Genomic DNA, 21,431 nt, shown 5'->3' with positions numbered 1-21,431 from the left:
AAGAGACTCTCAATCAAGGGGTTGCGATCAAGCGTCCGACTGCCGTTGCCGACAGTCGGAGAGGCCCAACCTACAAGGCCGCGTCGATTTTCTTGGCTGCGTCTTCGCTCACCCACGCGTGCCAGACTTCAGGATGTTCCTTCAAGAAGATCTTGGCCAGTTTTGGTGACTCGATCCGCTCTTTGGTCATGCGCCCAAGGTTCTGGTTGAGGATGTCAATCGGCACGTTGACCTTTTCCAGCACGGCCACCAGTTCCGGGGCTTCGTCGTGGAACGTCTTGGACAGGCCGACCTTGATATCCACGGTCTTGTTCACGCCTGGTTTCTCTTCGAGCTTGACCAGGTCAACCTGGCCCATCAGCGGGGTTGGCGACCAGTAGTAGAACAGGATCGGCTCGCCACGCTTGTAGCTCGAGAGCACGGCGGCATCCAGCGCCGGGCCGGTGCCTGGGCGGAAGTTGGTGTAGGTGCTTTCCAGGCCGTAGCTCTTCAGCATTTCGCTGTTATCCAGCTCGCAAGTCCAGCCAGCCGGGCAGTTGTAGAAACGGCCCTTGGAAGGCTCTTCCTGGTCCTTGAACACGGAGGCGTATTTGCCCAGATCAGCAATGGCTTTCAGGTCCGGGGCTTTAGGCTCCAACTTGCGCTTGGCGTCGCCTTCGACCACATAACGTGGCACATACCAGCCTTCTACCGCGCCCACGACAGGAGCGCCGACACCAACCACTTTGCCGGCCTTCTCAGCCTTGTTCCAGACTTCACTGCGGCCGACCCACTCTTCGGCAAACACTTGAATGTCGTTGCTGCTCAGGGCGTTTTCCATGGTGATGGAGTTGCCCGGCAGGCTGTCGGTCTTGCAGTCGTAGCCTTTCTCCAACACGACTTGCATCACGTCGGTCAGGAGCATGGCGCTTTCCCAGTTCAGGCCGGCAAATTTCACCGGTTTGCCCGACTCGCACCAACCGGCAGCCTGAGTGGCGCCGGCACTGGCGAGCAGGCCCATGGAAAGCAATGTGGTCAGCAGGGTCTTGTTCGATTTCATTGTTGTGACGCTCCTAATCATGAATTGGCTTACGGCAGTCAAGAGGCATCCAGCCCTGTCCACGTCCAATCAGGCCTGCGTCGCAACGCGACCGGTCCCGCTTGTTTTAGGTTGTACATCGCTGTTCTGCTCGACCGGCAGAATCAGTTGATCGGGCACTGTGCCGTGCCATTTTTTCGCGCACACGTAATACAGGCCTGCTGGAAGCACCAGACCGATGATCCAGGAAATATCCACACCACCCAGGGCGTCCACCAGCGGACCGGTATAGAACTTGGTAGAGATGAACGGCAGTTGCACCAACACACCGAAGACATAGACGCTGATACCGAGGGGGTTCCAACGGCCGTAGCGACCGTTCGGATCGGCCAGCGCCGGCACGTCATAGCGCTCGCGGGTGATGCAGTAGTAGTCCACCAGGTTGATCGCGCTCCATGGCGTAAAGAACGCCAGCAGGAACAGGATGAAGGACTTGAACGCACCGAGGAACGAGTGCTGACCGAGCAACGCCATCAGGGTCGCAGCACCGACGATGACCAGCACGAACACCAGACGCTGCAAGCGCGTGACCTTCAGGTCACCACGGAAACCGCTGATGATGGTCGCAATGCACATGAAGCTGCCGTAGGAGTTCAGCGTGGAGATGGTGACCTTGCCGAACGCGATGCTGAAGTACAGCAGCGCAGCGGTGGCACCGGTACCACCCAGACCCACGATGTAGGCCACTTCGTGGCCGGCGTATTGCCCGTTGGCCGAAGCGGCGGCTAACACGCCGAGGACCATCGCCACCTGTGCACCAATGACCGAACCTGCGCCTGCGGCAAAAAAAGTTTTCACCGAGGAAATCTTGCTCGGCAGGTAGCGAGAATAGTCAGCCACATAAGGGCCGAAGGCGATCTGCCAAGACGCCGCGAGCGACACCGCCAGCAGGAAGCTGCTCCAGCTGAAGTGGCGGATTTGCAACAGTGCGCCAACGTCAACTTGGCTCATCAGACGGCTGAACAGATAAACAAAGGCAATCACGCCAATGACACTGGCAACACGGCCGATCCAATGGATCACCCGATAACCGAGCACCGTGACCAGCACGATGACACTGGCGAAAAGGAGGATACCGACGGTGTCGCTGACGCCAAACAACTGGCCCAGCGCTTGACCGGAAAGCACGGTTCCCGTTGCGGTGAAACCGAGGTACATCAAGCAGACCAGCACGATCGGGATGGCCGCGCCATAAACGCCGAATTGCACACGACTGGAAATCATCTGTGGCAGGCCAAGCTTCGGCCCTTGCGCCGCGTGCAGCGCCATCACGCCACCGCCCAGCAATTGACCGATCAACAGACCGATCAACGACCAGAACACATCACCACCCAGCACCACGGCCAAGGCCCCGGTGACAATCGCGGTGATTTGCAGGTTGGCACCCATCCACAGGGTGAACTGGCTCAACAGACGACCGTGTCTCTCCGCTTCCGGGATGTAGTCGATCGAACGTTTCTCGATCAACGGTTTACTACCTGCACGATCGCTGTTAACAGCCATGATTCAACCTCTGTGGATTGTTATTTGGGTTCACTCAATCCCTGTAGGAGCCGAGCTTGCTCGCGATGGCGGCGTATCTGATACACCGCGTTATCGTTCATCGCGAGCAAGCTTTGCTCCTACAGGTTTTGCGTTATTTGCCGGTGATCATCGGCAGGTTCAGCCCTTGTTCCTTGGCGCAGTCGATGGCGATCTGGTAACCGGCATCGGCGTGACGCATTACGCCGGTCGCCGGGTCGTTGTGCAGGACGCGAGCAATTCGCTCGGCCGCTTCGTCCGTACCGTCGCAGACAATCACCATGCCCGAGTGCTGGGAGAAGCCCATGCCGACACCGCCGCCGTGGTGCAGGGAAACCCAGGTCGCGCCGCTCGCAGTGTTGAGCAGGGCGTTGAGCAGTGGCCAGTCGGACACAGCGTCGGAACCGTCCTGCATCGATTCGGTTTCGCGGTTCGGGCTGGCTACCGAACCGGAGTCCAGGTGGTCACGACCGATCACGATCGGTGCCGACAGTTCGCCGCTACGCACCATTTCGTTGAACGCCAGACCGAGCTTGGCACGCAGGCCCAGACCTACCCAGCAAATACGCGCCGGCAGACCCTGGAAGCTGATGCGCTCGCGGGCCATGTCCAGCCAGTTGTGCAGGTGGGCGTCGTCCGGGATCAGTTCTTTGACCTTGGCGTCGGTCTTGTAGATGTCTTCGGCGTTGCCCGACAGTGCAGCCCAACGGAATGGACCGATGCCACGGCAGAACAGAGGACGGATGTAAGCCGGTACGAAGCCTGGGAAGTCGAATGCGTTTTCCACGCCTTCTTCCTGGGCCATCTGACGGATGTTGTTGCCGTAGTCGAAGGTCGGGATGCCCATTTTCTGGAAATCCAGCATCGCTTTAACGTGTACGGCCATCGATTGCTTGGCGGCTTTGACCACGGCAGCCGGCTCGGTCTTGGCGCGAGCGCGGTACTCTTCCCAGGTCCAGCCGGCTGGCAGGTAACCGTTGAGCGGGTCGTGGGCGCTGGTCTGGTCGGTGACCATGTCCGGGCGCACGCCACGACGAACCAGTTCCGGCAGGATTTCTGCCGCGTTACCCAACAGAGCGATGGAAATCGCCTTGCCTTCTTTGGTGTATTTGGCGATGCGGGCCAAAGCGTCGTCGAGGTCAGTGGCTTGCTCGTCGACGTAGCGGCTGTTCAGGCGGAAATCGATGCTCACCTGTTGGCATTCAATGTTCAGCGAGCAGGCACCGGCCAGAGTTGCGGCCAGAGGCTGAGCGCCACCCATGCCGCCGAGGCCTGCGGTCAGGACCCAACGACCTTTCAGGTCATCGTTGTAGTGTTGGCGACCGGCTTCGACGAAGGTTTCGTAGGTGCCCTGGACGATGCCCTGGCTGCCGATGTAGATCCAGCTGCCGGCGGTCATCTGGCCGTACATGGCCAGGCCTTTGGCGTCGAGTTCGTTGAAGTGTTCCCAGCTCGCCCAGTGTGGAACCAGGTTGGAGTTGGCGATCAGCACGCGCGGTGCGTTGCTGTGGGTCTTGAACACGCCGACCGGCTTGCCGGATTGCACCAGCAGCGTCTCGTCGTCGTTCAGGTTGGTCAGGCTTTCGACGATCTTGTCGTAGCATTCCCAGTTACGTGCCGCACGACCAATGCCACCGTAAACCACCAGCTCTTTAGGGTTCTCGGCGACTTCCGGGTCGAGGTTGTTCATCAGCATGCGCAGTGGCGCTTCGGTCAGCCAGCTTTTGGCGGTCAGCTTGTTACCGCGAGCGGCACGAATTTCTACATCACGAAACTTGGTAGGTTTCTGGGTATTGTCAGTCACGAAAAAGACTCCTCAGCGATCAATTCAAACCAACCCGGGCAGTGGGCAAGCCAGCCTGTGCGCATCGTCGCGCCACAAGCGAATCAGTGGACGCTGCGGAGAGTCTCGATCGACTCATACGCATACGTCTTTACTTGTACATACAAGCATATGCAATCAAGCGGCCAACTTGTTGGATGGGTGTTCAAGAAAAGTTTTTTGGAGGCAGGAAAGCCTGTAAAACAAGGGTTTTGAGGGGGATGAAATTTTTCGGGGGGATTTTGCGTAAGGGGGAACGGCTGTTACCTGAGCGTGGTTTTGCGCCACACTGGGGCGTTCGGTAACAAATTAGTGCGCGATGGGGAACAGTATGAGTAGCGGATTTGAGGCGGGGTGAATCGCTTTTGGTAGGAGTCCGGCTTGCCGGCGATAGCGTCCATCGGATCGCCATCGCCGGCAAGCCGGGCTCCTACAGGGAAATCAGTTTGCAGTTAATTCGATGATGCAGCATGTGTTGTCAACGGCGACTTCCAGCAACCCGGCGTTTGCGTCGAGTTGCAGGCAATCATGGCGACCCAGTTGCTGGGTGCTGTTACCGACCTGCACTTCCAGCGTTTCACTCACGCTGAACACCAACACCGTGCCCGCTGAACTGAAAAACCGCTGCTCGCCTGTCAGCCACTGCAACCGCGCGCTGTAACGCTGCGGCGCGTAAATCAGGTTGAAATCGCGGATCGGCCCGCCGAGCAGGGTGCACGACACCTCGCTCTCACCGCTGAAAGCAAACGGGGTCAGCGGTAACAGTGGACGCGTGTCCTGACCATCCACCCGCAGGGTCATGCCGTCACCTTGCAGCACGGTGATGACGCGCTCATAACCGGTGAACGTCGAAAAACCACCCGACTCGCCGATGTCGGCAATCGACAGGCGCCAGCCGAAACCATCAAGGCCGACGCCTGCGTCGCGGGTAATTTCTTCAGTGCTGCCACCGCCGTTTTTCCACGGCATGCGCGGGTAATCGATAGCGCGTAAAACCTTCAAACCATTCATTTATGCTCTCTATTTATGGAACCGTCCTTCCAGACGATGACGGGAACCGGGGTGGATCAAACGGGCGGCGGTCACTGGCTGACGACCGGACCAGGTGCGGCGACGAATCAGCAGGCACGGCTCGCCCTTTTCAATCTGCAACAGCTTGCACTCGGACGCCTCGGCCAGAATCGCCTCGACCACGTGCTCGCCTTCGGTCAGCGGCGCTACCTGGTTCAGGTAGGCGTAAGGCGTTTGCAGGGTGAAGTCTTGCTTGAGGTAGTCCGGGGCTACCAGCGCGTTGACGAAACGGTCTTCGATTTGCACCGGGATATCGTTTTCGAAGTGCACGATCAGCGAGTGGAAAACCCTCTGCCCTTCGCGCATATCCAATGCCAGGGCGCGCTCGGAACCGGCGGCCTCTTCTTCGAGGGTGATCACCTTGCAGGTGTGGCGATGACCACGAGAAGCAATCTCGTCGGCGATGTTGTGCACTTCAAACAGCGCGGACTGGCTTTTTGGCTCGGCAACGAACGTACCCACGCCTTGCATGCGCACCAACAGACCGTCGGCGGTCATTTCGCGCAGAGCGCGGTTGATGGTCATGCGGCTGAAACCGAGTTGGTTGACCAACTCGCTTTCCGACGGCACGCGGTAATGTGGCGGCCAGTTTCCACTGTCGATTTGCTGGGTGATCATCTGTTTGACACGGGCGTACAAGGGCGCCGGACTGTCGCCCATGTTCGCGGCCAACGGTGACACTTGGGGCGGAGTCGGCACGGTTAATCCTTGTTCGTTTGATAAGAGAAAGTGGCCCGTATGGTCAGTTCCGTCAGTCAATTTCGGCGCCAGAAATCCAGATCCTGCGTTGCTGCTCCTCGCCATAGCAAGCTATGACTCGTCGCAGCGCCTTGGCTCTGAATTTCTGGCATCCGAACTTGAACTGACGAACTAACCACACGAGCCACATAGCTTGCCGGAGTTTACCGAGCAGGCAAACGTCTGTATATGTATATACAAATAACACACGATGGGGTGCTGAACCATGTCCGCCTTCTTTGCCGAACGCGCGCTACTGCCTAGTGGATGGGCCAACAATGTACGTCTTGAGGTCAACGCCGAGGGCGTATTGACCCATCTCCAGGCCGATTCCCACGCAGATGGCGCCGAACGGCTGAGCGGCCCGCTGCTGCCGGGTATGCCGAATTTGCACTCCCATGCCTTCCAGCGAGCGATGGCCGGGCTCGCGGAAGTGGCGGGTAATCCGAACGACAGTTTCTGGACCTGGCGCGATTTGATGTATCGCCTCGTCGGAAAAATCAGCCCGGACCAACTCGGTGTCATCGCCCGCCAGCTGTACATCGAAATGCTCAAGGCCGGTTATACCTCGGTCGCGGAATTTCACTACGTGCACCACGACACCAGTGGCCAGCCTTACGCAGACCCGGCCGAACTGGCGCTGCGCATCAGCCAAGCCGCCAGTTCCGCCGGTATCGGTCTGACCCTGTTGCCGGTGCTCTACAGCCATTCCGGTTTCGGTGGCCAGACGCCGAACGACGGGCAGCGCCGCTTTATCAACAGCACCGAAAACTACCTGAAACTTCAGTCGCGTTTGCAGCCGATTCTGGCCCGGCAACCGGCGCAGTCGCTGGGTTTGTGCTTCCACTCGCTACGCGCGGTCACGCCACAGCAAATCAGCGAAGTGCTGGCCGCCAGCGACAAACAATGCCCAGTGCACATCCACATTGCCGAACAGCAAAAGGAAGTCGATGACTGCCTGGCCTGGAGCGGTCGTCGCCCGCTGCAATGGCTGTACGAAAACACTGAGGTCGATCAGCGCTGGTGCCTGGTTCACGCCACTCACGCCAACGCGGAAGAAGTCACGCTGATGGCCAAGAGTCGCGCCATTGCCGGTCTGTGCCTGACCACCGAAGCCAACCTCGGCGACGGGATTTTCCCGGCGGTGGATTTCCTCGCTCAGGGCGGGCGTATGGGTATCGGTTCCGACAGCCATGTGTCCTTGAGCGTGGTGGAAGAATTGCGTTGGCTGGAATACGGCCAGCGTCTGCGCGATCAGCGGCGTAATCGCTTGTATGGCGCAGATCAACCGATGGTCGGCCGCACGCTGTACGACGCGGCGCTGGATGGCGGCGCTCAGGCCTTGGGTCAGCCGATTGGCGCGTTGGAAGTGGGCAGGCGTGCGGACTGGCTGGTGCTGGACGGCAACGATCCGTACCTGGCAACGGCCAGTGGCGACGGGATTCTGAATCGCTGGTTGTTTGCCGGCGGCGATCGCCAGGTTCGCGATGTGCTGGTCAATGGCCAGTGGGTTGTGCGTGACGGGCGCCATGCCGGGGAAGAAGAAAGCAATCGCGCGTTCACCCAAGTCCTGCGCGATCTCCTGGGCTGACACCGGAAACAATTGTGGGAGCGAGCCTGCTCGCGAAAGGGCCGTCACATTCAACAGAGATGTTGACTGACAGTCCGCCTTCGCGAGCAGGCTCGCTCCCACAGGTTTGCTTTGCGGTGGATGTTAGTTCGAGGTCTTGGCCATCTGCGTCTCCGACGCACGCCAGATCAGCCGCGAGGTGTCGTAACCCTGCTGACGCGCCTTGCTCAGCAGTTCCTCTCGCACCACACCATTGACGGTCGGGGTCCGCGCCAACAGCCACAGGTACTTGCGACTCGGGTCGCCAACAATGGCCGTCTTGTAGTCGTCGCTGACGTACAACACCCAGTACTCGCCCTTCGCCACACCCGGAATCAGACGAGAAAGCCAGGTATCGAACTTGACCCACAACTTGTCGGCTTTGCCTGGCACCTGTGGATAAGCCGTGCCCTTGACCTCTTCCCACTGCCATTGCGCCGTCAGGCAGCGGTTCAATATCGCCATGTTACCGTCAGGCTTGAGGGTGTAATGGGCTTCGGATTGGGCGCAGTCGCGCTGGAAATACATGGGCATGCGAGCCAACTCATACCAGGTCCCCTGGTAACGCTTGAGGTTGACGCTGTTGACGGTTTTTGGCGCCAACGGATCTGGGCCAGAAGTGGCACAACCAGCCAATACCAGGCCGGCAAAAAGTACGAGTAATAACCGCTTCATTGTTTTTCTCCCGTGGGCACATCGCCCCGGTTTACTTCAGGCCTTGGCCAGAAAACATCAATACTTTGTCACCGGCATACTGCACGCTGATAAAGCTGTTTTTGTCGCCCCAGGTGCAACTGGACATACCCAGTGCGCCCGAGCAATCAGCAGGCTTACCCAGCAACGTTTCAACCTCGGCCTTAGGCATGCCGGTCGATAGCTTCGAGTAGTTTTCCTGATTGACCTTGCTGCATGCGGCCAACAACACGCAGAACGACAGCAAGGCGATAGATCGCAGCGACATGGTGAAACTCCTGGGACGAAGGGGAATGGCATGGCTGCCAAGCAGAACCTTAGAAGAGAAAACCCCCATCTGGTTCCCCGACCTTCGTGCTATTTATCGGGCCGCTCGTCTGCCTTTTTTCGAAAAATCAGCCACTTTCCTGAGCCTATGAGTATTTCGTCAGTTTTTGCAATAAGACGCCTAATCTTTCGCGCTGGCCAGTCGACATAGAAGGAGTGTAAAGCCCTCGACTGTGGCAATTCACGCTCCCTCGCTGACAAGTCCCTCCGCGGTAGTGCACTTAATGACCAGAAACATGAAATTCAGCCACAAGATCCTGCTGGCAGCCGCCCTCGTGGTCGCCGTTGCGTTCGCCTGCTTTATCCTGTTCAACGACTACCGCCAGCGCCAGACCTTGCGCAGCAGTACCGAATCCTCGATGCAGGAACTCGGCAGCCTGACCACCAGCAACATCCAGACCTGGCTGGAAAGCCGCATCCAGTTGCTGCAATCGTTGTCCCAGCAGATCGCCGTGGACGGCAGCGCACAGGCCAGCCTGAAACGCGCCATCGACCTGCCGGCCTACATCAGCAACTTCCAGCTGAGCTATTTCGGCGGCACTGACGGTGTGATGTTTTCGGTCCCGGCCGGCAATCGTGCCGCCGACTACGACCCACGCGCCCGTGGCTGGTACAAGGCGGCCAACAGTGCGCAACAGACCATCGTCACCGAACCGTACATCGCCGCGTCTTCCGGCAAACCAGTAATTACTGTTGCCACACCCGTGAAGTATCAGGGCCAGATGATCGGCGTCGCCGGCGCGGACATCGACCTGTCCAGCGTCAGCGCGATCATCAACTCGCTGAACTTCGGCGGCCACGGCCATGCGTTCATCGTCAGCGCCGACGGCAAGATCCTGATCCACCCAGACAGCAAACTGGTGCTCAAAGGCCTGGCAGACGCCTACCCGAACGGCGCACCGAAAGTCAGCCCGGGCATGAAAGAAGTCGAGCTCGACGGCAAAACCCAGTTCATCTCCTTCACCCACGTCAACGGCGTGCCGTCGGCGGACTGGTACGTGGCACTGGTGCTGGATCAGGACACCGCGTTCTCGATGCTCAGCGAATTCCGCACCTCGGCGATCATTGCCATGGTGATCGCAGTGGTGATCATCATCGCGTTACTGGGCATGTTGATCAGCGTCCTGATGCAGCCGCTGCTGATCATGGGCCGCGCGATGCATGACATCGCCGAAGGTGAAGGTGACCTGACCAAACGCCTGACCATCCACGGTCAGGACGAGTTCGGCGCGCTGGGCACCTCGTTCAACCGCTTTGTAGAGCGTATTCACACCTCGATTCGCGAAGTGTCCTCGGCCACCGGCCAGGTGAACGAAGTGGCGCTGCGCGTCGTGGCCGCATCAAACTCATCGATGTTCAACTCCGACCAGCAAGCCTCGCGCACCAGCAGCGTTGCCGCAGCGATCAACGAACTGGGCGCCGCCGCCCAGGAAATCGCCCAGAACGCCGCCCTCGCCTCGCAGCACTCCAGCGATGCCCGCTCCCTGGCCGAAGACGGCCAGCAAGTGGTGGATAAAACCATCGCCGCGATGCAGCAGCTGTCGGCGAAGATCAGCGATTCGTGCGGCAACATCGAAACGCTCAACAGCAACACCGTGAACATTGGGCAGATTCTGGAAGTGATCACCAGCATTTCCCAGCAAACCAACCTGCTTGCGCTCAACGCAGCCATCGAAGCGGCCCGTGCCGGTGAAGCCGGTCGCGGTTTTGCCGTGGTCGCGGATGAAGTGCGCAACCTCGCCCACCGCACTCAGGATTCGGCGCAGCAAGTGCAGAAGATGATCGAAGAACTGCAAGTCGGCGCCCGCGAAGCGGTGAGCATCATGACCGACAGCCAGCGCCAGAGCGAAAGCAGCGTCGGCATCGCCAACCAGGCCGGGGAACGCCTGGGTAGCGTGACGCAGCGTATTGGTGAAATCGACGGGATGAACCAGTCGGTGGCGACGGCGACGGAAGAGCAGACCGCGGTGGTGGAGTCGATCAACGTCGACATTACCGAGATCAATACGCTGAACCAGGAAGGCGTGGAGAACTTGCAGGCGACCTTGCGCGCATGTGCTGATCTTGAGCAGCAGGCGGCGCGGTTGAAGCAGTTGGTGGGTAGTTTCCGGATCTAAGGCGCTCTTGCGGGCCCCTTCGCTGGCAAGCCAGCTCCTACGGGATCTTTGTCGCACTGGAGATCCGATGTAGGAGCTGGCTTGCCAGCGAAGGCGGCATCAGCCGCAATGAATCTCTAAAACCTGGATCAATGCCCGTTGAGAAAACGCCGGTCGGCAGCACCTGACGCAGGACTGAATTAAGACTAAACTCGGTCCTACTCAACCTGGCGAGGCTCACCCCATGAAGCTTTCATCTCAAATCAAGCCAATCAGCTACCTGAAAAGCCATACAGCAGAAATCGTCAAAACAATTACAGAAAGCCGTGAGCCCTTGGTCATCACCCAAAATGGTGAAGCAAAGCTCGTGGTAATGGACGTGAAAAGCTTCGAAGAGCAAGAAGACACGATGGCCCTTTTAAAACTCTTGGCAATGGGTAATCGTGAGATTGAAGAAGGCAAATTTCGCGATGCCGAAGACGTCTTCGCGGAACTGGACGAGGCTGACCATCAATGAGTTTAAAGGTCGTCATTCTTCAGTCCGCCGAAACAGACTTAAAAGAACTTCGTACCTATCTCATCAAACAGTTTTCCATCCAAACCTGGCAAAGCACCTACACCTCTTTGAAATCAGCCATCCGCCACTTGGGAGCGCAACCCTATTCAGGATCAATCCCTGAAGAAATAGAGAAGCTCCACCTCAGTCAGTACCGACAAATACTTTCAGGAATGAACAGGATCATTTATGAAGTACGAGACCAAACGGTCTATGTCCACATCATTGCCGATACTCGGAAAAACCTGCCAACACTGCTGATGAAACGCCTGTTTCAAGGGAATCCGTAAGTTCGAGGCCCATCGCGTCTAAAAACGCGAGCCTGGCTTGCGGAGAAACTCCAACTCCTCAGCCGTAGACTCCCGCCCCAACACCGCATTGCGATGCGGAAACCGCCCAAACCGCGCAATCACGTCCCGATGCCGCTCGGCATAATCCAGATTATCGGCAAACACAGCCCGATCAGCCTCCGGCTGCTGCGCCATCAATTCGATGAACCGCGAAACGGCTTCGCTCTGTACTGCCAGATGCTCGCAATGCTCCATCACCAGGTAGATAAAGACCCGCTGAACAGGCCTCAACTGCCGATCAAAATCCGCAGCAATGCCTTGCGCCACCAGTGCCTGAGCCCTGAGATCGCCGGAAAAGGATTTGGGAGTGTCGCGATAGATCATTCGCGGGAGTTGATCGAGCAGCAGCACCAGAGCCAGCCAACCTTCGGGGCATTGCGCCCAGTCAGTCAGTCCGCCGGCCAGTGCCTGCTCGACCCGGTCCCCGAAACGCGTCTGCGCTTCGAGGTCCTGGCTGTCGCGCTTGCCGAACCATAACTTGCCCTTGTCAGCCGCCACTTCATTAGGCGATTCGGCATTACCGAACCACCAATCGAGCAACGGCTGCCAGGGCGCGGTCATAGTTTATTCCTTGTGGTAAGCCGTAACACGTTCGACTTCTTCTTTCGAACCGAGGAACACGGCGACACGCTGGTGCAGGCCGTCAGGCTTGATGTCGAGGATGCGCTGATGGCCATCGGTGGAGGCGCCGCCAGCCTGTTCAACCAGGAACGACATCGGGTTGGCTTCGTACATCAAACGCAGCTTGCCCGGCTTGGACGGCTCGCGGCTGTCGCGTGGGTACATGAACAGACCGCCACGGGTCAGGATGCGGTGCACGTCTGCGACCATCGCGGCGACCCAGCGCATGTTGTAGTTCTTTTTCAGCGGGCCTTCTTCGCCAGCCAGCAATTCGCTGACGTAGCGTTGTACCGGAGCTTCCCAGTGGCGCTGATTGGAGGCGTTGATCGCGAATTCCTGAGTGGAGGTCGGGATCTTGATGTCTTCATGGGTCAGCACGAAGCTGCCCATTTCACGGTCCAGGGTGAAGCCTTTTACGCCGTCGCCCAGGGTCAGGATCAACATGGTCTGTGGACCGTAGATCGCGTAACCGGCAGCCACTTGCTCGGTGCCTGGCTGCAGGAAAGCCTTTTCGTTCAAGGGCTCATTCTGGCTCAGGTATTCGTTCGGGCAACGCAGCACCGAGAAAATCGTACCGACCGGCGCGTTGATATCAATGTTCGACGAACCGTCCAGCGGGTCGAATACCAGCAGGTACGCGCCTTTCGGGTATTTGCCCGGGATCTGGTAGGCATTGTCCATTTCTTCGGACGCCATGCCGGCCAGGTGACCGCCCCATTCGTTGGCTTCGAGCAGGATCTCGTTGGAGATCACGTCGAGTTTCTTCTGCACTTCACCTTGGACGTTTTCAGTGCCCATGCTGCCCAGAACACCACCGAGGGCGCCTTTGGACACGGCGTGGTTGATCTCTTTGCAAGCACGCGCCACCACTTCGATCAGGAAACGCAGATCAGCAGGGGTGTTGTTGCTACGGGTCTGCTCAATCAAATAGCGACTCAGGGTAACGCGGGACATGGAAGGCTCCGGTGGAATGGGGGGCTAAAAACCCGCGCAGTTTAACGCGAGTCGAGGCGCATTTCCTCCTATCAGACGTGATACGCCCAAGAGAGTTCATGCGCCGGGATGAGCGTAGTTCGAATCGGGCACTTTTACCGACCGATAAACCGCTTTCAGGGTTTGACGGGGGGCTTGCGCAGCAAGCTGAACGCCATCGCCGCCAGAACCAGCACGCTCAGCAACAGCACCGCCCACAACCCGAATTTCTTCCAGTTCATGCCAGCCGTCGCAGGCGTTACTGACGTAGACACCGGCGAAACCACGCCATCGCTCGCCACCACGGCCTTACCCAATGTCGCCAGCTTCTGCGCACTGTAATCCGGAATCAGCGTCGACAACGGCAAGCTCGCCGCTTTCACCGTCGCATTCCCCAGCGCCAGCGTATAAGGCCCTGGCCCGCGCGCGAGGAAGACCAGAAGTGTCGGACGCACGGCATACTTCAGCGTCAGTGCTTCGGCGCCCAGGCCGCCACCGCGTTCGTCCACGACCAGCTTCAACTGCTGCAGGGTTTGCCCCGGCAGCTGCAATTCGTTCTGCACCACGTCCTGGTCATTCTGGGTCAGGCGATACAGCAAGCCGCTGCCCAGCGGCTGCCACGGCAAGCTGCTCTCGCGGCGACCGGACAAAGTGACCGGTGCCAGACTGTTGGGCTGGCTCAGTTCGACCTGAACCCGCTCGACATTCAGCCCCATCGGCAATTGCCAGGTGTATTCACCGGTCTTCACGCTGCTGCCGGCCAACGGTTGCGACCAGACCAACGGCAGCGGCAAGCTGCGGATGCTCGCGCTTTCCAGCTGCGCCGAGGTCAGCGCTGGCGCCGGTTGTGGTGAGCTCCATAACAAGCGCAGATAGCGCGCCGATTGCCCCGGCAGGCTGACTTCATGCTGCTCGACCCGTTCGTCGGCAAACGCCAGCCGTGCGACCTGTCCCTGGCCCCACGACTGCCAATGCTGCAAGTCGTCGCTGGCTTCGATGCTGAACTGCTGGAAGCCGTCGCGCTCGCTGGTCCAGTCGAGGACCAATTGCTGCAACGGAGCCTTGATGGCGCTGGCATCGAGCAACCAGCCGCGCAGCACTTCTTCGCCCGCTTCCAGCTGACTGGACGGCTGTACTTCGACCAGCGCGCCGCTGGCACTCGACTGCACCCGCACGCCAGGCGCGCGCTCGGTAGAATCTGCCGAGGTGTACAACGGGAACCACTTCACGTCGGTCAGCGTGCGATTTTCCCGGGTTTGGGCCGGTTCTCTCGCCAAGGCATACGCTTGAACCTGACCGGCGGCGTTGAAGACACGCACATCACTCAGGTCAGTTTGCCGCGCATTCAACTGCACGCTCAACGGCAAATCGAGGCGATACCACGGGCCTTCGCCGCTCACGGACAACGGCACTTGAGTGGTGAAATCCGCCGGTTGCTCCTGCGCGCTGACCGACAGCGTCACACCCAGCGCCACCGCGCCCAACCAGCCCAGGTTCAGCTTCTGACTCAAGACGACACTCCTTCGGTTTCCGGTGCCGGTTTTTCAGACTCCGGCGCAGCCTCGGCACGCTTGGGCGGCAGCGGCGCGAAATAGCCCACCACCAGCAGCAACACGCCAACGCCGATAAACGACACGATCCGCGCGAGCCCGCCGCGGTTACTCAATTCCACAAAGAACAGCTTGGCCACCACCACGCCGATCAACGCCGCACCGATCAGCCAGACCTCGCGACGATGGCGCAAATGACCGCCGATCATCAGGCTCAGCGCCATCAGGGTCCAGACGATGGACAGGCCGGCCTGCACCAGCATCGATTCAAGCAACGCATCGAACTGAAACGGCACACCACCCCAATGGTGCGCGGTGCGCATCACCAACGCGGTAAAGAACATGAACAGTGAAACCCCGGCGATCAATTGCGTGGCGGGTTCGGCGTAGTCCTTGCGGATCGCCACTTGCGTCACGGCGCTGCGCGACCATGCGTAGACGCCGAACAGCGCAAACAGCAGGCCCAACTCCAGCGGGTTGATCAACGGAACATACGGCAGTGGTTCGGCGGTGCCGTCGCTGGCGAAATTCGCCAGCCAAAACCAACCGAGCATCAGCAGCGCCAGCGGTGCCGCCGCAAACAGTCGGTATTCCTTGGGATACGCCGACACCGGCCACGGCCAATTGCGCGGCGCAGCCATCAGCACCAGATACAGGCTTGGCAGAATCGCCCAGCCCAACCAGCGCCAGGCGTTGTATTGCTCGGACAACAGCAGCAAGCCGTAACGCAGCTCCAGCGCCAGCACACCGATCAACAGCCAGCAGCCGAGCACATGCGCGGTGCTCACAGCGCGCGCCGGTAACATGGGCGCCAGTCGCTTCAGCGAGATGGAATGCACGACGAACACCGCCGCCCAGGCCAGCCAACCAAAATTGGCCGCAGGGTGATATCGCGAGTGCCACGCCGCAAGCAACACCACGCCGGCCGCCGGCATCAGCAAGGTGCACAGCAGCCCCAGCGACGACCATTTCAAGCGCAGCGCCAACGCCGTCCATAGCGCCACGCTGACTGCCGCGACCGCCAGCAACAACGTCGCTTGCAGAGTTACCGGCGCAAAACGCAATACTTCACTGACCCACGCCAGCGCCCACCAACCCGCGCCCCACACCAGCAGCACTTCGGACAAACGCTGCAAGCTCAGCACATCGAACGCCGAAGCGTGGTTGCCAAGCTGCAATCGCCAGGCCCCGACCAGCGCTGCCAAACCCAACACCAACGGCGTCCAGAAACCGCTGTGCGCCAGCGGCTTCAGTCCTTCGCTGGCCAAAGGTCCGAGCAGGTCCGGCCCGGCAAACAGGAACGCCGCGCCGCCGATCACCTGCAACAGCAAACCGAAGACAAAACTCACGCGCTGTTTCAGATACAGGCTCAACCAGATGATGAACAAACCACTGGCCGCCCACACCGCGCTCGCGGTCTGCCACGGCAGGACGAACAGCACGGCCAGATTGATCAGCACCAGACCGGCCAGCAACACCACCGACAACCCACGTAACAGTCGCACGTCGCTGCGCACCATCTCATCGCGCGCTGCCAGCAGCATGCCGGCGATCAAGGCCAGACCAATCAAGGACGCGCTCAGCAAACCGCTCCAGCCCGCGCTGAACACCGCCGTAGACTCACCACCGGCGCCTTGCAGCCGCAGCAGGAACAACGCACCGCCGAGCAACTGCACGGCAAACGCGGTGAACAGGAACGTGCGTGATTGCAGACGCAGACCGACAAACAACGTCGCCAGACCGGCCAGCGCCCAACTGATCGCCGTACCGTGGGTGAAGAAAAACAACGGCGCCAACAGATAAAGGAACGTCAGGCCGAGGCAAGCCAGAACCGGCAGCCCTTTGCGCTCCCATTGCGCGATTTGCTCCGGCAAGGCTTGGCGCAATTGGTAGAAGCTGAACAGCAACGCCACGCCGAGCATCAACGCGCCCAACGGTGAGCCATCGAGCAGGCTGCTTTCGCCGATCCGCAACTCGCTGAGAAACGCCAGCGCCGAGCCCAGTTGAAGCAGCAAGGCAAAGGCCCTGGCCAACGGACGTTGCTGACGCAAGCCGAGCCAGAAAATCCCGGCGCCTTCGACGGCCCAAGCCGCAGCTGTCCAGCGCGCATCAAGGCCCAATGGAATGGCGAGACTGGCGAAGATCACGCCCAGTGCCAGACAGGTTTCTGCCAGCAACAACGCGCGGCCACCCATCAGTAAACGGGCCAGGCCCATGTAGATCATGCCCAGCGCCAGCGCGCTGAACGCGGCGGCAAACTCAAGGTGCTGGACCAGCGCGAATTGCAAACCGAAGCCCACCAGCGGCGGACCAAACAGCATGGTGCCGTCGACGTAATCACCTTTGCGCGCCGACCAACGCAGCAGCGCCTCGCGGCTGTCGTCCTCGGGCGCATCGCTCATTTCCAGCAACTTGCGCCGGGCGAACAGCAGGCCGATGGCCAGGTACATCAGGAAAAACACAATCAGGAACGGCTCAGTACTCCACAGCAACTCCGGCGTGTAGGAACGCAGCCCCCAGGCGAAACCGATGCCGAACGTGCCGACAAAACCGATCAGGTTGAGCAGGCGCCAGGCCTTGAACCAGGCGATGGCGAGGATGCCTGCGTTGAGCAAGGCGAAGTAGCTGAACAGCGCGACGTGGTTGCCGGCGCCAGTGGACGTCAGGATTGGCGCGGCAAAACCGCCCAACGCGGCGGCGCAGGCCAGCGCCAGTGAATCCTGGGTGATTGCCAGAATCGCTGAGAACGCCGTGACCGCCACCAGCAAGCCAAGCGCCGCCGTCGGATCCAGCAGCGGATGTAAACGCATGGCGGCGAACACCGTCAGGTACAGCACGGCAATGCCGGTGCCTTGCAGCATCAATGCGTAATTGGTGTTGCGATGACGCAGCCACCAACCCAAACCGAGCAGCCCCAACGCAGCCGCCGCGACGCCGGCGTAACGCAGCTCAATCGGCACGACCATGCCTTCGGTCGCATACCGCAGTAAAAAGGCCAGACCGAGGAACAACAGCACCACGCCGACCCGCAGCACAGTGTTACCGCTGAACAGCCAGGCGCGCGCGCCGCTGATGGCGCGATCAATGCGGTTGGGGCCGCGCGGGGTGGCAGGCTCACGAGCGACCGGCTCGGGTTTCCAGGCGTCGGCAGGCAGTGGCCGGCTGGTTTCAGCCGCCACAGCGGTGATTGGTTCGAGTTCGGGGGGCAGGTCCCAGATCAGTTCCGGGGTTTCGACAGGGATTTCGTCGAGGGTAAATTCAGGAGGCCCAACCGGTTCGCTGGCAACCGGCTCACTGGTTTCAGGCGTTTTGACACCAGACACCTCCAGCAAGGCCAGGCGTTGTTGCACTGTATTCAGCGCTACCTGCGTCTGCTCCAGTAGAAGGTGCTGCTCGGCAGCTTGTGAACCTAAACGGGCGATACGAATGGCCTGGCCGATACCCAAGCCGAGCAACGCGCCTAACAGCGCATCACTGAACGACTCGTCGAGTATCCAGCCGAGCACCAGCCCAATCAGCATGAAAATCCATTGCATGGTCGATATCCCTAAACGGCCCATTGCCTTGCGGCGCCTGCACGGACGTCATCGCGGGCAAGCCACGCTCCCACAGGTCATGAGCCATCAGAACGACGCATGACCTGTGGGAGCATGGCTTGCCCGCGATAGAGTGCGCAGCGATCACTGAAACTGGTGCTTAGTATATCGACCAGGCCCGACACCGTCGGGCCGTGCACGCAAATTATTGCGAAACGTTACTCCAGCGCCTTCCAGATTTCCGTGGCGTACTCGCGAATGGTCCGGTCTGAAGAGAACCAACCCATCCGCGACGTGCTCAACACTGCCGAACGCCACCACTCCTTGGAATCGTGCCAATGGGCTTCGACGCGCATCTGCGCATTCCAGTAAGAGTCGAAATCGGCGCACACCAGGAAGCGGTCGTAATCCACCAGCGAATCAATCAGCCCGGTGTAACGGGACGGATCATCCGGCGAGAACACCCCGCCGCGAATCGCTTGCAGCACATCATTGAGTCGATGAGACGCCGCGATGTCCGGCGTCGCATTGAACTCGTGGTTCTGTTTGCGCGCCTCGACCTGCTGCGCACTGAGACCGAAGATGAACATGTGTTCGACCCCGATGCGCTCGGACATTTCTACGTTGGCGCCGTCCAGGGTGCCGATGGTCAGTGCACCGTTGAGGCCGAACTTCATGTTGCTGGTGCCGGAAGCCTCGAAGCCTGCGGTGGAAATCTGTTCCGACAAATCCGCCGCCGGAATAATGCTCTCCGCCAGGCTGACGTTGTAGTTGGGCAGGAACACCACTTTGAGCAGGCCGCGCACGGTCGGGTCGTTGTTCACCACCCGGGCAATATCGTTGGTCAACTTGATGATCAGCTTGGCCTGGTGATAACTGGCGGCGGCCTTGCCGGCGAAGATCTTCACGCGCGGCACCCAGTCGATTTCCGGTTCGGCCCGAATTGCCTGATACAGCGCCACGGTGTGCATTAGATTGAGCAACTGGCGTTTGTATTCGTGGATCCGTTTTACCTGCACGTCGAACATCGCCGCAGGGTTGACCGCCACTCCCAGCCGCTCGTGAATCAGGTACGCCAAGGCTTTTTTGCTCTGTAGTCGCTGCTCGGCGAACGCCTTGCGGAACGCAGCTTTCTCGGCGAACGGTTCCAGGCCGAGCAAGCGCTCCTCCGGGTTATCCAGCAAATCAGGCCCGAGGGCATCGACCATCATCGACGTCAGTTCGGGGTTGGCCTGGTAGAGCCAGCGGCGGAAGGTGATGCCGTTGGTCTTGTTGTTGATCCGGTCCGGGTAGAGCTTGTGCAGTTCGGAGAACACGGTTTTGCGCATCAGCTGCGTGTGCAGCCCGGACACGCCGTTGACGCTGTGCGAGCCGAGGAACGCAAGGTTGCCCATGCGCACACGGCGACCGTTGTCTTCTTCGATCAGCGACACAGCGCGCAACACGTCGAAGTCATGAATGCCCTTGGCCCGCAGGGAGTCGATGTGTTGGGCATTGATCAGGTAAATGATCTGCATGTGCCGTGGCAACATCCGCTCCATCAAACCGACCGGCCAGGTTTCCAGCGCTTCGGGCAACAGCGTGTGGTTGGTGTACGACAACGTATCGACGGTAACTTGCCACGCCGCATCCCACGCCACGTCGTAGACATCGACCAGCTGGCGCATCAATTCGGCGACGGCAATCGAAGGGTGAGTGTCGTTGAGCTGGATCGCTGCGTGTTCGCCCAGGGTCAGCACCGAGGTGTGCATGTTGCGATGGCGGCGCAGCAAATCTTGCAAGGATGCGGCGACGAAGAAGTATTCCTGGCGCAGGCGCAGTTCCTGACCGGCTTCGGTGCTGTCCGCTGGATAAAGCACGCGAGAAATACTTTCGGCCCGGGCCACTTCCGCTACCGCGCCCAAGTGGTCACCGGCGTTGAAGCGCTCCAGATGCAAATCTTCCATGGCCCGGGCACGCCACAGACGCAGCGTGTTGACGCTCGCCCCGCGCCAGCCGACCACCGGGGTGTCATACGCAATGGCCCGGACGGTTTCCACCGGGGTCCAGACTTGCTTGGATTTGCCGTTTTCATCGATGACGGTTTCGACGCCGCCGCCGAAGCCGATCGGGTAAGCGACTTCTGGTCGCTCGAATTCCCACGGGTTGCCGAAGTCCAGCCAGTGTTCAGTCTGCTCCTGCTGCCAGCCATCGACGATGGCCTGGCGGAACAAACCGTGCTCATAACGAATGCCGTAACCATGGCCGGCGATGCCGAGGGTCGACATGCTTTCCATGAAGCACGCCGCCAGACGACCGAGGCCGCCGTTACCCAGCGCCGCGTCGGGCTCCAGCAGGCGAATGCGTTCAAGGTCGACGCCGAGCTCGGTCAGTGCTTCACGGGCGACGTCGAGCAGGCCAAGGTTGCTCAGACTGTCGTAGAGCAGCCGGCCGATAAGGAATTCCAGGGAGAGGTAATAAACCCGTTTCTGCCCTTTGCGGTAGATCTGCCGGGTGTGGTCCATCCAGTGCTCGACCATGTGGTCCCGTGCCGCCAGGGCGATGGCTTCGAACCAGTCGTGGTCGAAGGCATGATCCGGGTCTTTACCCACCGCGTAGGTGAGCTTGGTCAAGACGGCGTCGCGGAATGCGGCCACCTCTGCTTCGCGAACAAGTGGTTCTTGAGTCATCGATAGGACCTCGGGCGAGCGTGGAATTGTTGAGCCTAGACGGTCTGACAGACGGTGGGGGCTCTGGTTCGGCAGTTTTTCCTGAGAGTGCGAGATAGGTCGGCATTACATTGTCGTGTGCCTGAATCAATGCAGGGGCCGTGCCGGATTAACGGTGCTATTGAGGTGGTACAGAAAAAATCTGGCGAAAGGTTGTTCAAAAATCCACCAGTCCCGGTATGA

At 59.7% G+C, this 21,431-nt stretch carries 16 protein-coding genes and 1 pseudogene; 5 read left to right on the top strand and 12 right to left on the bottom strand.

The window, feature by feature from the left end; translation table 11 throughout:
* Nucleotides 1-70: 70 nt before the first annotated feature.
* The 5 genes from ACWGZX_RS16265 to hutC all read right to left on the bottom strand — a co-directional run bounded on the left by ACWGZX_RS16265 (nucleotide 71) and on the right by hutC (nucleotide 6,152).
* Nucleotides 71-1,039, bottom strand: coding sequence for an ABC transporter substrate-binding protein (locus tag ACWGZX_RS16265; protein ID WP_007948994.1), 969 nt, complete (start codon nucleotides 1,037-1,039; stop codon nucleotides 71-73).
* A 69-nt stretch (nucleotides 1,040-1,108) separates the two neighbouring features.
* Entirely contained in the window at nucleotides 1,109-2,581 is a 1,473-nt protein-coding gene (locus ACWGZX_RS16260) for a purine-cytosine permease family protein (RefSeq protein WP_452624592.1), read from the bottom strand.
* 133 nt (nucleotides 2,582-2,714) lie between these two features.
* Nucleotides 2,715-4,403 (bottom strand): urocanate hydratase, encoded by a 1,689-nt coding sequence (gene hutU / locus ACWGZX_RS16255; RefSeq protein ID WP_223519881.1) that lies wholly within the window; start codon nucleotides 4,401-4,403, stop codon nucleotides 2,715-2,717.
* 459 nt (nucleotides 4,404-4,862) lie between these two features.
* Nucleotides 4,863-5,432 (bottom strand): HutD/Ves family protein, encoded by a 570-nt coding sequence (locus ACWGZX_RS16250; protein WP_452624591.1) that lies wholly within the window; start codon nucleotides 5,430-5,432, stop codon nucleotides 4,863-4,865.
* Nucleotides 5,433-5,441: 9 nt separating this feature from the next.
* Nucleotides 5,442-6,152, bottom strand: a complete 711-nt coding sequence (gene hutC, locus ACWGZX_RS16245; protein ID WP_178082336.1) for a histidine utilization repressor — start codon at nucleotides 6,150-6,152, stop codon at nucleotides 5,442-5,444.
* Between the two features lie 304 nt (nucleotides 6,153-6,456).
* On the opposite strand from hutC, the gene ACWGZX_RS16240 reads away from it, so the two are divergent.
* Nucleotides 6,457-7,821 (top strand): formimidoylglutamate deiminase, encoded by a 1,365-nt coding sequence (locus ACWGZX_RS16240; protein WP_452624590.1) that lies wholly within the window; start codon nucleotides 6,457-6,459, stop codon nucleotides 7,819-7,821.
* A 123-nt stretch (nucleotides 7,822-7,944) separates the two neighbouring features.
* On the opposite strand, the gene ACWGZX_RS16235 is transcribed toward ACWGZX_RS16240, so the two are convergent.
* Together ACWGZX_RS16235 and ACWGZX_RS16230 are read right to left on the bottom strand one after the other, a co-directional pair.
* A complete protein-coding gene (locus ACWGZX_RS16235; protein ID WP_223519875.1) occupies nucleotides 7,945-8,514 on the bottom strand; it encodes a lipocalin family protein in 570 nt (189 codons plus the stop codon).
* Nucleotides 8,515-8,545: 31 nt separating this feature from the next.
* Nucleotides 8,546-8,800, bottom strand: coding sequence for a hypothetical protein (locus ACWGZX_RS16230; protein WP_059406430.1), 255 nt, complete (start codon nucleotides 8,798-8,800; stop codon nucleotides 8,546-8,548).
* 283 nt (nucleotides 8,801-9,083) lie between these two features.
* Between ACWGZX_RS16230 and ACWGZX_RS16225 the strand changes: the two are divergent.
* The 4 genes and pseudogenes from ACWGZX_RS16225 to ACWGZX_RS16210 form a co-directional block, all read left to right on the top strand.
* Nucleotides 9,084-10,070 (top strand): annotated as a pseudogene (locus ACWGZX_RS16225) (cache domain-containing protein); the annotation flags it as partial.
* A 141-nt stretch (nucleotides 10,071-10,211) separates the two neighbouring features.
* Nucleotides 10,212-10,976: a methyl-accepting chemotaxis protein gene (locus ACWGZX_RS16220; protein WP_411741868.1), complete on the top strand. Its 765-nt coding sequence runs from the start codon at nucleotides 10,212-10,214 to the stop codon at nucleotides 10,974-10,976.
* Between the two features lie 223 nt (nucleotides 10,977-11,199).
* A complete protein-coding gene (locus tag ACWGZX_RS16215; RefSeq protein ID WP_223519872.1) occupies nucleotides 11,200-11,472 on the top strand; it encodes a type II toxin-antitoxin system Phd/YefM family antitoxin in 273 nt (90 codons plus the stop codon).
* Nucleotides 11,469-11,801: a type II toxin-antitoxin system RelE/ParE family toxin gene (locus ACWGZX_RS16210; RefSeq protein WP_223519870.1), complete on the top strand. Its 333-nt coding sequence runs from the start codon at nucleotides 11,469-11,471 to the stop codon at nucleotides 11,799-11,801. Before ACWGZX_RS16215 ends, ACWGZX_RS16210 begins: the two co-directional genes overlap by 4 nt.
* An 18-nt stretch (nucleotides 11,802-11,819) precedes the next feature.
* On the opposite strand, the gene ACWGZX_RS16205 is transcribed toward ACWGZX_RS16210, so the two are convergent.
* The 5 genes from ACWGZX_RS16205 to ACWGZX_RS16185 form a co-directional block, all read right to left on the bottom strand.
* Entirely contained in the window at nucleotides 11,820-12,422 is a 603-nt protein-coding gene (locus ACWGZX_RS16205) for a DUF924 family protein (RefSeq protein WP_452624588.1), read from the bottom strand.
* 3 nt (nucleotides 12,423-12,425) lie between these two features.
* The gene (locus ACWGZX_RS16200) at nucleotides 12,426-13,436 is read right to left on the bottom strand and encodes a class 1 fructose-bisphosphatase (RefSeq protein WP_223519866.1); all 1,011 of its coding nucleotides are present in this window, start codon (nucleotides 13,434-13,436) and stop codon (nucleotides 12,426-12,428) included.
* 155 nt (nucleotides 13,437-13,591) lie between these two features.
* Nucleotides 13,592-14,965 carry a DUF3999 domain-containing protein gene (locus ACWGZX_RS16195; protein ID WP_452624587.1) on the bottom strand — a complete coding sequence of 458 codons (1,374 nt, stop codon included), beginning with the start codon at nucleotides 14,963-14,965 and terminating at the stop codon, nucleotides 13,592-13,594.
* Nucleotides 14,962-18,540: a DUF2339 domain-containing protein gene (locus ACWGZX_RS16190; RefSeq protein WP_452624586.1), complete on the bottom strand. Its 3,579-nt coding sequence runs from the start codon at nucleotides 18,538-18,540 to the stop codon at nucleotides 14,962-14,964. The genes ACWGZX_RS16195 and ACWGZX_RS16190 overlap by 4 nt, the downstream gene beginning before the upstream one ends.
* Before the next feature lie 218 nt (nucleotides 18,541-18,758).
* Complete coding sequence (locus tag ACWGZX_RS16185) at nucleotides 18,759-21,209, bottom strand: glycogen/starch/alpha-glucan phosphorylase (protein WP_452624585.1); 2,451 nt, start codon at nucleotides 21,207-21,209, stop codon at nucleotides 18,759-18,761.
* Between the last annotated feature and the right edge of the window lie 222 nt (nucleotides 21,210-21,431).

Source organism: Pseudomonas sp. CLCA07, from assembly GCF_053615335.1.
Note: the sequence above shows the minus strand (reverse complement) of the source record. Positions and strands in the feature narration are given on the sequence as shown.

Excerpts from the sequence above, each read along its gene's own strand:
- ACWGZX_RS16265 (WP_007948994.1), bottom strand. The coding sequence starts at position 1,039 with ATGAAATCGAACAAGACCCTGCTGACCACATTGCTTTCCATGGGCCTG.
- ACWGZX_RS16260 (WP_452624592.1), bottom strand. The coding sequence starts at position 2,581 with ATGGCTGTTAACAGCGATCGTGCAGGTAGTAAACCGTTGATCGAGAAA.
- ACWGZX_RS16250 (WP_452624591.1), bottom strand. The coding sequence starts at position 5,432 with ATGAATGGTTTGAAGGTTTTACGCGCTATCGATTACCCGCGCATGCCG.
- hutC (WP_178082336.1), bottom strand. The coding sequence starts at position 6,152 with ATGGGCGACAGTCCGGCGCCCTTGTACGCCCGTGTCAAACAGATGATC.
- ACWGZX_RS16240 (WP_452624590.1), top strand. The coding sequence starts at position 6,457 with ATGTCCGCCTTCTTTGCCGAACGCGCGCTACTGCCTAGTGGATGGGCC.
- ACWGZX_RS16235 (WP_223519875.1), bottom strand. The coding sequence starts at position 8,514 with ATGAAGCGGTTATTACTCGTACTTTTTGCCGGCCTGGTATTGGCTGGT.
- ACWGZX_RS16230 (WP_059406430.1), bottom strand. The coding sequence starts at position 8,800 with ATGTCGCTGCGATCTATCGCCTTGCTGTCGTTCTGCGTGTTGTTGGCC.
- ACWGZX_RS16220 (WP_411741868.1), top strand. The coding sequence starts at position 10,212 with ATGTTCAACTCCGACCAGCAAGCCTCGCGCACCAGCAGCGTTGCCGCA.
- ACWGZX_RS16215 (WP_223519872.1), top strand. The coding sequence starts at position 11,200 with ATGAAGCTTTCATCTCAAATCAAGCCAATCAGCTACCTGAAAAGCCAT.
- ACWGZX_RS16210 (WP_223519870.1), top strand. The coding sequence starts at position 11,469 with ATGAGTTTAAAGGTCGTCATTCTTCAGTCCGCCGAAACAGACTTAAAA.
- ACWGZX_RS16205 (WP_452624588.1), bottom strand. The coding sequence starts at position 12,422 with ATGACCGCGCCCTGGCAGCCGTTGCTCGATTGGTGGTTCGGTAATGCC.
- ACWGZX_RS16200 (WP_223519866.1), bottom strand. The coding sequence starts at position 13,436 with ATGTCCCGCGTTACCCTGAGTCGCTATTTGATTGAGCAGACCCGTAGC.
- ACWGZX_RS16190 (WP_452624586.1), bottom strand. The coding sequence starts at position 18,540 with ATGCAATGGATTTTCATGCTGATTGGGCTGGTGCTCGGCTGGATACTC.
- ACWGZX_RS16185 (WP_452624585.1), bottom strand. The coding sequence starts at position 21,209 with ATGACTCAAGAACCACTTGTTCGCGAAGCAGAGGTGGCCGCATTCCGC.